Origin of the sequence: Pontibacter populi (genome assembly GCF_019336435.1) — a bacterium.
GTDB lineage: Bacteria > Bacteroidota > Bacteroidia > Cytophagales > Hymenobacteraceae > Pontibacter > Pontibacter humidus.
The window spans coordinates 276,715-291,515 of the sequence record NZ_JAHWXQ010000003.1; the positions used below are offsets into that span (position 1 = coordinate 276,715).

Here is a 14,801-nt window from a genome sequence, read left to right on the forward strand (position 1 = left end):
AACATGAAAAATTACATACTCCTGACTATACTGGCATTCTGTAGTTTGAGCGCAGCAGCGCAGACACGTAAATACATTGGCAACTTTTCGCAGGTGCGTTCCTATTATAACCCATCCCTGACCGGGCAGGAGGGAAGCCAGCTAAAAACGCTCTACCGCAACCAGTGGACCGGTTTTGAAGATGCACCTAAAACCATATTTGCCTCGGCAGAATTTAACCTGAGTGACTTTAAAAAAAGCAAAGGCTACCAGCTGAATAACGGAACTGCCTATAGTACCGACATGCAGCATAGCCTGGGGCTGTTGTTACTCCGCGAGTCGTTTGGGCCATACAGCGAAACACAGGCAAACTTAAGTTATGGTTCGGCCCTGCGGTTATCAGAAAAGTTTACTCTCCGCTGGGGTGGTGCTTTAACATATACCTTACTGGCTTTAGATGGGAATAAACTTACGGTAGATCAGGAAAATGATCCGAAATACGTCCGCCTGCTGGGCCAGCACAACCGGGGCAGCAAAATGGATTTGAACTTAGGCTTGACCCTGGAAGCAAAGAACTTTTACCTCAGCTATGCCATGCAGGATGTTACCGAAGGCAAAATGATCAAGTCCGGGGATGTGTTTATGGAGGAGATGTATGCCCGCAGGCATGTTGGCTTGGCCGGATATCGCACTGCCATAACAGATGACCTGGGACTTGTGCTTAACACCATTTACCAGCACGATAAGCAGGCCGATGCAACTATAGAGGGGCAACTGAAAACGGTTTATCAGAACATGTTATGGGCAGGTGCCGGCTACAGAAATAACCTGGCTTTTACGGCCACCGCCGGTATCAAAATCAGCAAGCTGCAAATAAGCTACCTGTACGAATCTCCAGTAGCTGATGCGGCAAATATAGATAAGCCGTCTAACGAAATCACACTTGCCTACCAGTTCCGTGGCAGGCAATCAGCAGCACCTCAAAAGCAGGTACTTCTCTGGTAATAAGAGGAGTAAAATTGCATTGTAATTCAGGTAAGTAAAATGTGGTCTATGCTTCTGAGCCATAGTTACTTGCTTGAGCTGTTTTGTAACTGTCTGATAGCTAAAATTCAAGAACAAATAATCGGCAAATAAGTAAAGAAATAGAACGGAGGTAATTCTGTAAACCTATACATCAAACCTCCGTAATATAAGAAGTTTCCAATAAAAGGGAATCTGAATACTTAGCATAAATACACTACGGTTGCCGGTCATTTCCGGCCTGCGAAGCAAGATCTGCCTATTTCTGATCATTCGTTTTAATAAGCAGCTTTTTACTTCCTGTACCTAAAATTACCCTTTATCAAGAGCGATCTTACTTATGATATATACTTACTGTTACTCCATAAGTAATATGGTTAAGGCCGTTGCAGTGCCCTTTAACCAGATTATCAGTTGCAGGCACCAGCGTTATGTTGCAATCATTTTAGCAGTATTACTTTACCTGCCTTCATTCCAGGTTCAGGCCCAGTGCCCAACCAACCTGATTCATCACTATCGGTTCGATGAAAAAGCCGCCGGAAACTACGCCGATTATGTAAGCCCGGTAGCAGCCACCTGTACCGAATGCCCGTCGCCTACATCAAGTTTATTTGCTGGCGCTCAAAAGTTTGATGGCAAAAATGACGGTCTCGTTATTCCTGATATAGAGCGGTTTGAGTGGGAAAATAATGTTGATTTTACCATAGAATTTTGGGTGCAGGTAACCGGTAATGCAGGCAAAAACCAGGTGATCATGGGCCGCGTTGCCACAGACTCCAAAATGTCGTGGTGGGTAGGGGTGGACCCGGAAGGCTATGCCGTTTTTGAGTTGTATGACAAGAACCGGGCGGGCTTCAAGACCGAGAAAATGGGCAAAAAGATCAATGATGGCAAATGGCACCATATTGTAGTCATGCGTAATGGCGGCCTGCTCAAGAACAAACTCTACATAGATGGCTACAATGTAGCCGATTTCTTTTACGATAAATACACGACCGATTTCAAGACCGTTGCGCCGGTAACTATAGGCTATTATAAACTCGATAATGGCTACCATTTTTCCGGAGCTATAGATGAGTTGATGGTGTATAACAAGGCATTGGATGAGAGAGAAGTCAGGTCAAGGTACAACTATGGTTCTGCTGCTTACTGCGGCCCTGAAAACCTTCCGCCGGTTATTATGTCTGAGCCTGTAACATTTGGTGTGGTTGCACAGCCTTATACTTATGATGTACAGGCAATCGGAGTTCCGGCACCGGTTTACTCGCTGGTAAACAGCCCGCAAGGAATGAAGATAAATGCGACTACCGGCGAAATTGAATGGGCGCCTGCCAGTTCAGGTAAATTTAATGTGACAGTTAACGTAGAGAACAGCCTGGGTAAAGTGCAGCAGTCTTTTTCAATTAGTGTTAAACCCAGCATTACTGACCTCAGAGGCCTGCGCCACCACTGGATGCTGCACGAAGTAACCGGTACACAATACAGAGATTATTACACACCTTATAATGCCAGCAGCAGCGCCGAAGCAAAGCCGGAACCAATTCCTGGGGTAATTTCAGGAGGGCAGCGTTTTGATGGTGTAAAGACAGGCTTGAATGTTGAAAACAGCTCCAACTTTAACTGGTTGCCTGACGAAAGTTTCTCGATAGAACTATGGATGCGAACTACTGCCAGCACTTCCGGTAACAGGGTACTTATTGGCCGCGATGCATTGGATTCGGACCTGCACTGGTGGATAGGAGCAGATAATGAAGGACATGCTAGTTTTCAGTTGAAAGATTACCTCTGGGATGGCATAGGAATAGGCGGAGGCCCTAAACTGACAGACGGCGTATGGCATCATATAGTGGCTGTACGAGACGGTGCATCCGGGGCAAACAGGCTTTTCGTGGATGGCGAGCAGGTAGCCCAGGGCAGCTTTACTTATAAAAACGGCTTCCAGTCTTTAACGCCTGTAAACATAGGCTACCTGGATCGCGAAGGCAGATACAGGTTTGAAGGCGATATGGATGAGGTAATGCTTTACGGGCGCGCCCTGACTGCAGCCGAAATAAAAGAGCGTTACCAGACTGTTTTTGATGGTATAGTGGAGCTTATATCATTTGACGGCCACTTTGCAAATGGCTCCGTCGTGCTGGATTGGGAAACACAGACAGAAGTAGGACTGTCGCATTTTATAGTGGAGCGTTCAGCAGATGGTACCGAGTTTACAGAAATAGGAACCGTACAGGCGAATGGCACCAGTTCAGAACGACTTGCCTATAGTTTTACCGATCCAAATCCAATCAAAGAACGCGGGTATTACCGGCTGCGCATCGTAAAGGAAAATGGCGCATTCACGTACTCGCATGTGGTTATAATTGAGTTTGCCGGCACCATTGCATCCAGTTTCTTTTTGTATCCTAACCCGGTGCAGAGCGGAGATGTTAATGTAAATATCACCAACATGGTGCCTGACGAGCGTGTGGTCTACATGCTGTCGAGTATAACAGGCAAAAAAATTACGACCCTGGAAATACAGGTCGCTGCTGATGGCACTCTGGATTTTATAGTTCCGATACCTGAGCAGTTAAGGGCGGGCATTTATGTGCTTTCTGTGATCTCAGAAGCTAAAACAATAAGCAGAAAAATAGTGGTTCTGGATTAAGGCTGCTGCAAAACAGCAGCCCGGCAACTATAACTATAGACCGGCTAAGGCTGCGTTTTATAGTATCTTTTCGGCTCCTGTGTCTATTAAAATACTCAAGTTGAATATATAGTAAATTAAATAGTTACTGATAATTATGAATAACTTTTACATAACGGCAAGAGAGCCTTCTGCTCAAGCACAACTCTCAGAGTCCCGTGATAGAACGTTCAGGTACCCTGTCCGATTCAATTCAACATTTTTTGCGGGGATACTCCTGGTATTTCTTGCTGCTTTTAGTGTATCGCAAGCGTCTGCTCAATCTACTTCAGGTTTACCTGCAGGTTTTGTAGAAGAGCCCGTGGGAGGGGAATGGAACATGGCAGTAGGCCTTAAGTTCTCCAAAGACGGCAAAAAGATGTTTGTATGGGAGAAAGCAGGAAAGGTATGGGTTGTTGAAAATGGGGAAAGAGGCTCTAAACCGATGCTCGATATCAGCGACGAAGTAGGAGATTGGGGTGACCACGGCTTACTTGGTTTTGAGATCGACCCTAATTTTGATACAAACGGGTTTATATACCTGCTTTATGTAGTAGATCGCAACCACCTGATGAACGCAGGAAAAAGCGGCTATGATCCTTCAAAAACTAGTCAGAATGAAGCAACTATAGGCAGAGTTACGCGCTACACAGCCACCCTGGCAAACGGTGCATTGACTGTTAATACCAGTAGCAGAAAAGTGTTGCTGGGTGCCACCGCTTCAACAGGTATTCCTATTACTTACATTTCGCACGGGGTAGGTTCTCTGGTTTTCGGTGAAGATGGTTCTCTATTGGTTTCTGCCGGTGATGGCGCTACAGCTAATGGGGTAGATTTTGGCTATTTCCCGAATGATCCTATGAATGACACCTTTGTTCCGCAGGCGCTTGCTGATGGCATCATAACCTCTAAAGAAGATGTTGGTGCATTCCGCGCGCAGCAGATACAATCTTACAACGGCAAGATCCTTCGCATAGACCCTGCAACAGGTAATGGTTTACCTACAAACCCGTTCTATGATGCCAGCAAACCTAACGCGGTTGCATCAAAAGTATGGGCTTTAGGTTTAAGAAACCCATTCCGCTTTACTATTAAGCCAGGAACTGGTAGTGCTACCTCTCCGGGTATTTTGTATGTTGGTGATGTAGGCTGGATGGACTGGGAAGAGATCAGTGTTGTGAATAAAGGTGGTATGAACCTGGGGTGGCCTATGTTTGAGGGCTTGATGGAACAACCATCTTACTTTGAGAAGGCGCGGGTAGTGATGAACCCGTTTGTGCCAAACCCGAAGTATAGTGCCGCTAATGCTGGTAACTCAGATATGTGTAAAGAATTTTACACGTTCGGTAGTTTGTTAAAGCAGGCCCGTAAAACCACCCAACCCGAATTCCTGAATCCATGCGATAATTCTCCTATTCCAGATCAGTATACTTTTGTTCATTCTAGACCGGAAGTTGATTGGGTAAATGATATTGAGCAGAATGGTGTTACTCCAAAAGCAATTACCAGGATTGGAACATTTAATGGCGAAGACGCAGCTACTGTCGGTATCGGCACAGCGGGTTCTAATGTAGAAGGCAGTCCTTTTTATGGAAGTTCCTCAACAGGTGGTATCTGGTACACCGGATCAGACCTGCCTGCAGCGTATAAAAACACCTACTTTTTTGGTGACTATGGCGCTGGCTGGATAAAGAATGCTGTATTTGATGCGAATAATAAACTTACAGCTATCCGGAATTTTATTGGTAAAGACGCAACAGTTACAGGGTTTGCCACAAACCCGGTAACCGGCGGTTTATACTATATAAACTATGCAACCAAGGTTATTAAGATCTCTTATTACGGTGGAAACCTGCCGCCTAAGGCTGTTGCGAAAGCGGATAAATTATTTGGCACAAGCCCCTTAACAGTTAAATTCACTGGCAGCGAATCGACAGACCCTGAGAATAAGGCGTTGAAATACGAATGGGATTTTGGCGATGGTTCTGCAAAGTCTACAGTTGCCAATCCTGAACATACCTATACGTCATCCCAGATCGTAACCCGTGATGTGGTGCTGAAAGTGACTGACGTTGGTGGTTTAACTTCCATAGCGAAGCTAACGATAACGCTTAATAATACGCCTCCTGTAGTAAAAATTACCAGTCCGGCCAAAGGCGCACTCTACCCGCTAGACAAGGCTACTACTTATAACTTAAAGGCTGATGTTACGGATAAGGAACATAGCGGTGACCAGTTGAAGTATGAGTGGCAAACGGCACTATACCATAACACGCACAATCACCCGGAGCCAATTGACACCAAAAAAGAGACAACGGCTATCATTACGCCAATCGGCTGCGACGGCGAAACGTATTTTTACAGGATCAGTCTGAAGGTAACAGATGCCGGCGGTCTCTCGGCCACCGATTTTGTAGATGTGTACCCTGATTGCAGCGGTGGTATAACCAAGCCAATAGCTATAGCTTCTCCGGCCAATAATGCCAGCTATGGCATAGGGCAGCAGATCGACTTAAAAGTAAGCTTTACAGATGCTACCCGTAAGTGGTCAAAAGTAGTTTACTATGCAGGCAATACCCAGATCGCGGAATCATCTACGGCACCGTTCAACGCTAAATGGACCGGAGCTACGGCAGGTACTTATAACATTACAGTACAGGCCACCGATGATGGAGTGCACTTCCAGACTTCGGACGCAGTTAGAATAGCTGTAGGAGGATCAACACAGGTGGAGCTGCCAAACTGTTTGCCGGGCATTACACATTACTTTGGGTTTGATGAAGCGGCGGCGGATGCCGGATTTAAAGATTATGCTTCTGCTGCTATAGCCAATTGCACTGACTGCCCTGAAGTAATTACCGGCAAGTTCCATAATGCCCTTAAATTCTCTGCTGCAACCCGTTTAAACCTGAACGATGCATCTAATTTCAGTTGGGGAGCTAGTACGCCATTCTCTATCAGTTTCTGGATGCGTACTTCATCAACTGTAAACCGCAACTCCGTGATCATGGGCCGGAATGCCACCGAATCGGCTATGCATTGGTGGATAGGTACCGACGATCAGGGACACGCCATGTTCATGTTAAAGGACATAAACCACCAGGGTAATTTTGTTGGTGCAAAAGGACCAAAGGTGAATGATGGCAAATGGCACTATATAACTGCAATCCGCGATGCGGGCGCTAAAAAGAATATACTTTATGTAGATGGTGCAAAGGTTGATGAGATTGATATCAACTATGACAATGGTTTTGAAGGTTCGCCAGCGTTGAATATCGGTTACCTTGATCTGGGAGATGGTTATCACTTTGAGGGTGATCTGGATGAGATCAAACTATATTCCAGGGCACTGACCGGCGCCGATATTACGGAAGAGTTTAATGGAGGTAATGGTAAGTACTGCGGCACAAACCCGCTTGGTACAGGCACAGATGTTAACTTTAAAGGCAGGTTTGATGTGTATCCGAACCCTACCAAGGGCAAGCAGGTTGCATTGCATGTTACCACCCTTAAGCCGAATGAAAAATTAACATTGTTGCTGACCGACGCTACCGGAAGGAAAGTGCTGGAAACAACAGTGCAGGCAAACTCGGCCGGCCTTCTGGAAAAAACGCTTTCGTTAAGCAAGGTAAGCGCAGGATTTTATAACCTTACCTTATATTCTACCGAAAGAAGTATCAGTAGGAAACTGGTAGTTACAGATTAACATAACTATAAAAAACAAAAAAGGGCACTTCAACTGAAGTGCCCTTTTTTTATGATTCTGAAATCTTATTGTTTCATCAGGTTAATGCTCTTGGTTGAACCCTGGCTATCAGTGTATCGCAGGATATACAATCCTTTATTGATGTTGATGCCATCCAGGTTAATCTCAAGCTTGTTATTTGTCAGTTCAAGCGCCTTCTGCTCGTAAACTACTTTGCCTACCTGGTTCAGAAGAACTACTTTCTGCAGTTTCACACCTTGCTGATTTCCGAAATCAAGCGTGATCATGTTCGTGAATGGGTTCGGATAGGCAGTAGTGTTCTCAAAAGTTATCTGCGTATCTTCTGTTGTAACCGATGCCACTGATATAGCATCTAAGCTTCCCATTGGTGACAGGTACTTGCCCGGTATCGGTCTTTCCTGCGTTCCGTTTGGTAAGGTCCAGCCCACGGCCAGGTTGTCTCCACCGCCACCTTCCAGGTGCAAGGCTTCAATGTAGTAACGCTTGCCGGCTTCCAGATTAATGGCTACTGACTTCTGAGATGCTGCTTTTGTCCATTGACGTGAGTCAGTATACACAGTTGCCGAAGCGATCTTCACTTTCTTGGCAGGATCTTCTGAAGTACTCAGGTAAAGATCAGCCATGTCGTCCGCCGCGATCCAGAACGTATAGTTACCACTTACCGGTGCTGTTACATAACCACGTATACGCTGGCCATAGTTGTCACCTACATTCGATGGCGATTCGAAAAGCGTTAGCTCAGTCTTCGAAGTAGGCGTGTTAGCTACTGGTATTACGCTCACGCTAGAGCCATGTACATTTGCCCAGTACTCTCTTGTGATTTTACCAGTTGGTGTAGTCACGATCGGAGTTGGTTCAGGAGTTGGTTCCGGAGCAGGTGCTGTTGTAGTAGCAGTGCTACCCATTGGCGACAGGTACTTACCTGGTATCGGTCTTTCCTGTGTACCGTTTGGTAATGTCCAGCCTACAGCCAGGTTATCACCGCCACCGCCTTCAATGTGCAATGCTTCGATGTAGTAACGCTTGCCGGCTTCCAGTTTAATAGCTACTGACTTCTGCTCACCGAACTTAGTCCACTCACGTGGGCTGGTCCACTGTGAAACAGATGCTACACGGGTTTTCTTTGCCGGGTCTTCTGAAGTACTCAGGTATAGTTCAGCCTGATCATCAGAAGCGATCCAGAACGTATAGTTGCCAGATACAGGTGCTGTTACATAACCGCGTACACGCTGGCCATAGTTGTCTCCTGCATTCGATGGCGTTTCAAACAGGCTAAGCTCTGTCTTTTTAGCTGGCGTAGTGCTCACCGGGATAACCGAAGTGCTTGTGCCATGTACGTTTGTCCAGAACTCGTGCGTGATCTTGCCTGTACCTGTAGTAGTACCAGTAGTTGGCGACGTTACGATCGGTTCACTTGGCGCAGGTGCTGGTGCAGGCGTTGGTTCTGGCGCAGGAGCCGGAGCAATAGTTGCAGTGCTTCCCATTGGTGATAAGTACTTGCCCGGGATTGGTCTCTCCTGTGTACCGTTTGGCAACATCCAGCCCACGGCCAGGTTATCACCGCCGCCACCTTCCAGGTGCAATGCTTCTATGTAGTAACGCTTGCCGGCCTCCAGCTTAATAGCTACTGATTTCTGCTCGCCGAACTTGTTCCACTCACGTGGGCTTGTCCACTCAGATACTGAAGCGATTCTTACTTTCCTGGCGGGGTCTTCCGACGTACTCAGGTAAAGATCCGCCATGTCATCCGAAGCAATCCAGAAGGTATAGTTACCTGTTACCGGCGCAGTTACGTAACCACGTACACGCTGGCCATAGTTGTCAGCCACATCTGAAGGTGTTTCAAACAGGCTTAGCTCTGTCTTCTTAGCGGGCGTAGTACTTACCGGGATAACAGAAGTGCTGCTGCCGTGTACGTTTGCCCAGTACTCATGCGTAATCTTGCCTGTACCGGTAGTAGTACCAGTAATAGTACCAGTAGATGGTGCTGGGGCAGTTGTTTCTGTAGAAGGTGCTGGCGCTGGTGCCGGAGCTGGCTCCGGTGAAGTGATAGTTGCACCTGAACCGTTAGGACCCAATACAATACCTTTGCTGCTCAGCTTTTGCTGCCATCTGTTAAATTCATCGATTTCGTGCTGCTTTGTGATTACACCAGAAATAGAAGTGTTGCTTGATTGTGTAGCGCCAATCATGTCAGAGATATCTCTTCTGTCGCTTGGCCAGCCCCATGCCATTACACCTACCGTGTTATTGTCGATAGAGTTAGCGAAGGTTGTTCCCATTTTGTAGTAGTCAAGGCTCCAGAAACCTGAAGTATACATCGAGAAACGTGATCCGTTATCGAAAGTAGCTGAGTTTATGGCTCTGTTATGGTGGTAACGGATGTTATTACCGCCTGCAATACCCATGCTATAGTTACCCAGGTTTACTAGGTGGTTTTCATAACCTTCAATGTAAGCTGTAGCTCTGCTCAGGTCGCCATCGCTATCTGTCAGGATACCACCACCAGAATAGCTACTGCCTGTAGCATCAACAGGGTAAGCACCCTGAATATAGTTGTTGTGGATTTTGATCGGAGATGAAGAAGTACCGCGCGAGTTGAAGATGTTGATGTTATCTTCTACCAACGACTTGTTTGGTTCGTTGATCACCTGGTTCCAGGCAACTTCTACGTTAGGAACTGAGCCACGGTAGTTGAACTGCACGAACTGTGAGTGCACTTTACCGCCGTGTACGCGGCCGTCAATGTTCTTCACTTTGTTGTAACGGATCTTGATCGTCTGGCTTGCAGTACCGTTTCCACGGTAATCGTCACCAACACCTATACCTGCTGTACTTTCCATGTAGCAATTTTCTACTACAAGGTTTTTAAAGTCGTTAAGCGAAACAAAACGGCGGGTTTTAGGATACTCCGAGTAAGGAGTAGGGGTGATACCATAACCATTTGTGTTCTTTACTGTTATATCAGCAGCATAGTACCAGCTCTTGATCAGATATCCGGCGCCACGTATGTTAGAGTTGATAATCACAACCGGCTCGGAAGTGCGGACATCAACGGCAGGAACGTCGGAGTTTGTAGATTGCCAGTTCCCGGTATAAGTACCACCTTTTGTGATCACTAAAGGACCGCTATAGGTCTGAGCCTGAACTGTTTTGGGTAAGAATGCACTCACGATGAATGTGAGCAATAGAGCGAGCAATACTGAGCTCGCCTTCTTATTTGCATAAGAGGTGTTTGGATTCATCTTTTTTGGCTAAAAGTTGAAAATATTAATTTACCTTACTTATTCCCCTCTTAGGTAATCTTAAGAAATTTACTTTACCTAAGAGAAGAAGAGCTTTTTTAACGAACATCTCAAAAATAAGCGTGCCGTATAAATTGCTCATATATAAGTTGTTGCAAATATATGAGGTAAAATTTTACAAATGCTAATACCATTCTCAAATTTCTGAATAAAATTATAATTACTTTAAAAATTTATAAGCACTATATGTGTTAAAAAATGCTTTAGAGCTTAAATATAAAGGTTTACGGAAAAAATAAGGTTGCAAGAAATGTTATATTATTAAAATAGTTATATTATTTTTATGTAATTATTTGGTTGTTTATTTTAAATAAAACTATGAGTTCCATTTTATTGTATCGTCAATTAAAAATTATGAATATAAATTGAAAGAAATATAGCTTAATATGTTTTTATAGGTACATATAAATATAACTATATATGTAAAGCTATGTTGAACTATCCTAAGCTTAAGAGTTTATATACTAATTAAATATAGGTTTCATACTATGTTATAGCCTGAAGTCAGCACCCAGAAATTGTAGAGAGAGGAGATCATGAGACTGTAGCAACAGGTGGAACTGCCTTTCGCTGGCTGTAAATAAAAAATCTCTTACATAACAAAGGCTGATCATTAATGATCAGCCTTTGTTATGTAAGAGATTAGACTATAGCTACTTAAGCTACCTGCTGCGAAGTGTGTGCTTCTGTTTTAAGCATTTCAGCTACAAGGTCAGTTACTTCCTGCACATTAACCTGCCCGCATGTGCCCGGGTGCGGCCCAGCTTGGGTATACCTGTATCCGAATCCCAAACCGGAAGCTAATCTTGCAAAGCAGTCATTAAAATGGTTATGCGCAAATATCTCCAGTAGTCGTGCTTTGCCTTTTGTCCAGACTATATTACTAAGTCCGGCGCCATGGGGGGCAACTATAAATGAAGCCTGTGAGAATAAAGCAATTTGCTGTGCAAAAGAAAGTTGCTCACTATATATAATGGTGAAGCCAATAGCCTCCAGTGCTTTCTCCAGTTCTTCCTCGTTTGCCAGGCTCCGGTTCTTTGTCTTACTTCTTGAGATGTATATCAGGGGCTCTTTAGGTACAGACAGTTGCATCTGGCTTAGCACCTTATTGCGGAAGTTCTGCAGTGCGCATATAGTTACGGGATGAATAAAACCTGCATCCTGCTCCTGCTGGAACATTGCAAAGTTTGAGATCTGCTTTACCCCATCGGCAACTATAATTCGCTGGGCATACGTATTTTCGTCAAAAATAAGCTTTAATACATCGTTGCAATACTGTGGGCTATTGGCCGGTATCATAACCTTAGCTTCCGGAAAATGCTCCAGCGTTACCAGCAGGCCTCCCAGCGATTCGAATACCCAGTGATAAAACGGGTTGTTGGGGCAGCTAACTATAATATCCTGCTCTTTTAATTTGCTATTAGGTAACAACGGCTCGTGCAACACATTATCCCAGCCAATTAACCTGAACAGCGAGCCGATGCTTTCAACTAAGAAATGTTTGTTCTCAAGCCAGGTCAAGCCCGAAAAAGGAGAGACGTTCACATCTTTCAGCAGATACATGTTCTTCTTTTCGAATGCTTTGGACCTTCTGAAGTTTACAGGAAAGCTTTCAGGGAAAGGGTATTGTGCTATAGTTGGGGGCGAAATAGTTACGATTCTGTTTACATGCCTGCTAACAGAAGGCTGGTGAAAATCTTCTTCCACAGAGTTAACTATAGTAGCCGGTGTGTTTCCACTTAACTTACCAAGTAACAGTTGGGTTGCTTTCCTGGATATCAGTACTCTGTATTTAGCTATTCCAGCTCGTATGGTTTTCATTGTAGGGCTCAGACTTGGGTAGAAAGTGTGTAAATATTTAGTCAGTTTACTAACTATGTTAACAATTGATTTCTTTTGCAGCTTTTACGTGTACAATTCAGCTTCTGTTTTTAATACAAATTCCTGCTGACCGGGAATACATAATTCAGTAACCGGTTAAAAAGGGATGAATGGTTTGTTCTTACCGACCGGTCCCAGCGTGATAGCATTTACTTTAAGCTTTTGCTGCCAAATGCCAAATTCTGCGGCTTCATGCTGCGTGGTAATAGTGCCGGTTATATGCGTATTTTCCGCAACTATAGCTCCTTTTATATCTGAAAAATCTCTCCTGTTATCCGGCCATTCCCACGCCATTACGCCAATTGTATTGTTATCAATAGAATTTGAGAAGGTTGTTCCTTTTTTATAATAGTCGAGGCTCCAGAAACCGGAGGTATACATCAGAAACTTTTCACCATCCTCGAAAGTTGCAGCATTTATAGCCCTGTTGTGGTGGTAACGGATATTATTTCCGCTGGCTATTCCCATGCTATAGTTGCCCAGGTTTACCAGGTGGTTCTCATAAGCTTCCACGTAAGCCGTACAGGTTTTTAAATTGCCATCCCCATCCATCAGAATGCCGCCGCCCGAAAAACTGCTGTCGGCAGCAAATAACGGGTAAGCACCTTGTATATAATTATTGTGTATTTTGATAGGAGAAGCAGCCGTGCCCCGAGAGTTGAAGATGTTGATGTTATCTTCTACCAAAGACCGGTTAGGTTCGTTGATCACCTGGTTCCAGGAGATCTCGGCATGAGGCAGGCTTCCCTTAAAGTTAAACTGCACGAATTGCGAATGCACCGTGCCGGCGTAAACCCTCCCGTCTATGTTCTTTACCAGGTTATACCGGATCCTGATCGTCTGGTCTGGAGTGCCATTGCCACGGTAATTATCGCCAACACCTATGCCGGCTGTGCCTTCCAGGTAACAATTCTCAATTACCAGGTTTTTAAAATCATTCAGTGCAACAAAGCGCCGCGTCTTAGCAGACCCTGTATATGGAGTAGGAGAGAGGCCATAGCCATTGGTGATCTTTATAGTTATGTCGGCGTTGTGATACCAGCTCTTTATTAAAATACCGGCACTCCGAATGTTGGAGTTAATGATCACGACCGGTTCAGAGGTCTGAATATCAACGGCCGGGACATCAGCATTGTTAGATTCCCAGTTGCCGGTGTACGTGCCGCCTTTTGTTATAACTATAGGTTTGCTATAGTTCTGAGCCAGCCCAGAAACCGACTTATCTGTAGTAAAAGGCTTGAAACTATAAGTGGCAACAATGTAACTGCCTGCTACTATAACTATAAGAGCCACCAGCAGTCTGGCAACTATAGTACTATAGTTGCCAGACTGGGTAGTTCTTCGATCAGCAGTAGCTACATTGGCATTGCGCATTACTTCAGAAAATAGCCTAAAAGTCGTCGGGTGTACCCGTTCAGTAAATGATAAGGAATATATGGTGTTGGGCAGTTCTTAAGCGTGAATCTGGTAAAATCTCTCAGGTTGCCGCCTCCTTTCAGGTCGAAAAGGTGCTTGTAATAATTCTTCAGGCTCTTATTGCTACGCAACTGGCGCTCGCCGCTTTCTTCCGGGTAAGTGAGCAACTTGGCATCATAATTTACAAACAGCTCAAAACCTGCTCTGCGCGCGGTGTGTGTAAAGTCGTAGTCAGCAATGTAGTGCGGGAACCTGTCTTCGTCAAATAAGCCTATCTTTTCGAACACCACTTTCGGTATAAGGAGGCCCCTGCCGGGCAGGTGCGTAACGGCGTGCAATCCTTTCCGGTTCGATTCTGGCAGTTTGGCAAGCACCTGGTCTATGGTATTGAGTTTCCAGTTAAGTCTTTCGCCACCAAAAATAGGCTGTTTTGTAAAGGCATCCAGTTCCAGTGCACCTATCAGGGCTTCCGGTTTCTGTCTGTGCCAGTAAATCATTTTCTCGATCAGTTGTTCGTCTGTAACCACATCGTTGTTCATGGTCATAAACAGCTCCGATCCTCGTTTAAGAGCATGCCTTAAGCCCATATTCACGCCAGCTGTCCAGAACAGGTTGCCGTCGCCTTTCAGTATGTCTACTTCCGGAAACTCCGTTTTCAGCATTTCTTCGGTACCATCCGTAGAGCCGTCATCAACTATAGTTACTTTATAGTTTGGGTTGGTTTGTGCCCTTAATGAGTTTAAACATTCCCGGGTATGCTCTTTCCTGTTGAAAACTGGTATTACTATATATATAGGTTTCATCG

Annotated in this window: 7 protein-coding genes; 3 read left to right on the forward strand and 4 right to left on the reverse strand. The window is 45.0% G+C overall.

Annotated elements, in window-relative coordinates:
- The first annotated feature begins 3 nt into the window (after positions 1-3).
- The 3 genes from KYK27_RS12975 to KYK27_RS12985 all read left to right on the forward strand — a co-directional run bounded on the left by KYK27_RS12975 (position 4) and on the right by KYK27_RS12985 (position 7,373).
- Complete coding sequence (locus tag KYK27_RS12975; protein ID WP_199110474.1) at positions 4-984, forward strand: PorP/SprF family type IX secretion system membrane protein; 981 nt, start codon at positions 4-6, stop codon at positions 982-984.
- 391 nt (positions 985-1,375) lie between these two features.
- Entirely contained in the window at positions 1,376-3,649 is a 2,274-nt protein-coding gene (locus KYK27_RS12980) for a LamG-like jellyroll fold domain-containing protein (protein WP_199110475.1), read from the forward strand.
- A 136-nt stretch (positions 3,650-3,785) separates the two neighbouring features.
- On the forward strand, positions 3,786-7,373 hold the full coding sequence (locus tag KYK27_RS12985; protein ID WP_199110476.1) for a PQQ-dependent sugar dehydrogenase: 3,588 nt from the start codon (positions 3,786-3,788) through the stop codon (positions 7,371-7,373).
- Positions 7,374-7,438: 65 nt separating this feature from the next.
- Here the strand turns inward: KYK27_RS12985 and KYK27_RS12990 are convergent, their stop codons facing one another.
- The 4 genes from KYK27_RS12990 to KYK27_RS13005 all read right to left on the reverse strand — a co-directional run bounded on the left by KYK27_RS12990 (position 7,439) and on the right by KYK27_RS13005 (position 14,799).
- Positions 7,439-10,639 carry a PA14 domain-containing protein gene (locus tag KYK27_RS12990; protein ID WP_199110477.1) on the reverse strand — a complete coding sequence of 1,067 codons (3,201 nt, stop codon included), beginning with the start codon at positions 10,637-10,639 and terminating at the stop codon, positions 7,439-7,441.
- Between the two features lie 717 nt (positions 10,640-11,356).
- On the reverse strand, positions 11,357-12,520 hold the full coding sequence (locus KYK27_RS12995) for a glycosyltransferase family 61 protein (RefSeq protein ID WP_199110478.1): 1,164 nt from the start codon (positions 12,518-12,520) through the stop codon (positions 11,357-11,359).
- Positions 12,521-12,676: 156 nt separating this feature from the next.
- Positions 12,677-13,954, reverse strand: coding sequence for a glycosyl hydrolase (locus KYK27_RS13000; protein ID WP_233150428.1), 1,278 nt, complete (start codon positions 13,952-13,954; stop codon positions 12,677-12,679).
- Complete coding sequence (locus tag KYK27_RS13005; RefSeq protein WP_199110479.1) at positions 13,954-14,799, reverse strand: glycosyltransferase family 2 protein; 846 nt, start codon at positions 14,797-14,799, stop codon at positions 13,954-13,956. The genes KYK27_RS13000 and KYK27_RS13005 overlap by 1 nt, the downstream gene beginning before the upstream one ends.
- Between the last annotated feature and the right edge of the window lie 2 nt (positions 14,800-14,801).